The organism is Weizmannia agrestimuris (assembly GCF_943193165.1).
Classification (GTDB): Bacteria; Bacillota; Bacilli; order Bacillales; family Bacillaceae_C; genus Weizmannia; species Weizmannia faecalis.
In genome coordinates, this window is record NZ_CALPDC010000098.1 from 1 (window position 1) to 1,681 (window position 1,681).

General features: G+C 44.0%; 1 pseudogene. It reads right to left on the minus strand.

Going from position 1 to position 1,681, the window contains the following annotated elements:
• Positions 1 to 28 precede the first annotated feature (28 nt).
• Positions 29 to 1,582: pseudogene (locus tag NFR98_RS15700) on the minus strand (IS5 family transposase).
• Between the last annotated feature and the right edge of the window lie 99 nt (positions 1,583 to 1,681).

Below are 1,681 nucleotides of genomic sequence, written 5' to 3' on the forward strand. Positions count from 1 at the left end.
TAGGGCTTGCTGAACGAATCAAATTTGGTCAGATACAAGCCAAATTCCGATTATCAAAATATAAAATAGTGTTGTGTAAAAATTTAAAAAAAAGAACCCTGAGCTTACGCTCCAGATTCAGTATGAAGAATTGAAGGGCTACTACTGTTTCGCTGGTCTCCTGAAGGCGTGCTCGAATAAGGCCCAGCCCATACTTGCGCTTGCCTTCGCCAAATTTGCCTTCAACGGCATTACGTTCAGAGGCATCCTGCCTTGCGACGCGTTCCAAGGTTTTGTCTTCCGTTCTGGATGGGCGTCCTAACCTTGGCCCACTCAGACGAATGCCAAGAGATTTGCAGTATGCCAGATTATTACGGTTTCGGTAAATTTTATCTGCCAAGATCGCTTCCGGATAAAATCCGAACCGGTTGTAGTAGTTTTCAACAGATTCCTTGAGAGTGGTCCCTTCATTGTAATTTTCCCAGTCGAGGTGCTCAATCAAGGCATAACCATCTACGACACTGATGGCGACTTTTGAACCGAACTCCACGTTCGCTTTTGCCTTGCCGCGCACAATTGGACGGACATGTGGCTGGGAAATGCTTACAATCCGGTGGTCAACCCGGTGTGTTTTCTTTTTGTACATTTCTGCCTGTTGGCGGTAAAGTTCATGAATCACGAGAAGTTGCCTGTATTCATCTTTGCTTAAAAGAGACAGAGAGCTTTGGGAAACAAGATTTTTAATGATCTCCAGATCTCGTTTCACATATCCGAGCTGTTTGCCTACAGCTTTCCGGATTTTCCGGGCGCCAGCTTTACGTTGCTTAGCGACAGAAAGATAGTCCTTGCGGGCTCTTTTTCTGTAGGTCCGTGGCTTACGTAATTTCCCTTTGTGTGGTTCATGCAGGACATCAATGATATGTTCCAATTTCTCACGGGCTTCGTTCAACAACCCGAGGTCTGTAGGGTAAGCAATATCAGCCGGTGCACAGGTTGCGTCCAAAATGAGCTTTCCTCTGTTCTTCGTTTTGGGAGAAGCCGATTCAGTTGAATGCTTTTCTGAATCGGAACCGGAAGGCTGAAGATCGCCACGATCATGATCATGATCATTACGATCTTCATCATCATGATCGTCATCGTCGTGATCCTGATCATCATTGTTGTCGTTTTCCTTAGATGCTTCTTCCAATTGGCGTTTTTGTTCTTCCAGAACGATCCATTCATTCAGTTCGTTGATGATATTTGCGCCCAAACGTTTTCTAAAACGAGTCATCAGAGAATGGTCGAATGGGGCTTTTTCCTGGAATTCAGGCAAGCCGATAAAATACTGAAGATACGGGTTTTCTGTGATCTGTTCGACTGTTTCCCGGTCAGACAGCCCAAGCCGTTCTTTGATATAAAGAGCCCCAAGAGCGATTCTGACAGAATAAGCCTTTTCGCCTTTGAATTTCTTCTTGAAGGACTTGGCATACTTTTCTTCGGCCATCCACCAAGGAATCATTTCAGCAAGACGGACCCAGCGATTTTCTTTATTTCATTTCCCACCGAATGGTAGAAAAAAATCATCTACAAAAGTTAATTGATGTTCGGTCTTTTTGTACATCGTAACAGCCTCCAAGTGCAAGGTTTTTTACGTGTTTCCTTTGAAATCCTTACACTTTATATTCGACAAAAGTAGCCAAAATCCTTGTCAAATCTGGAA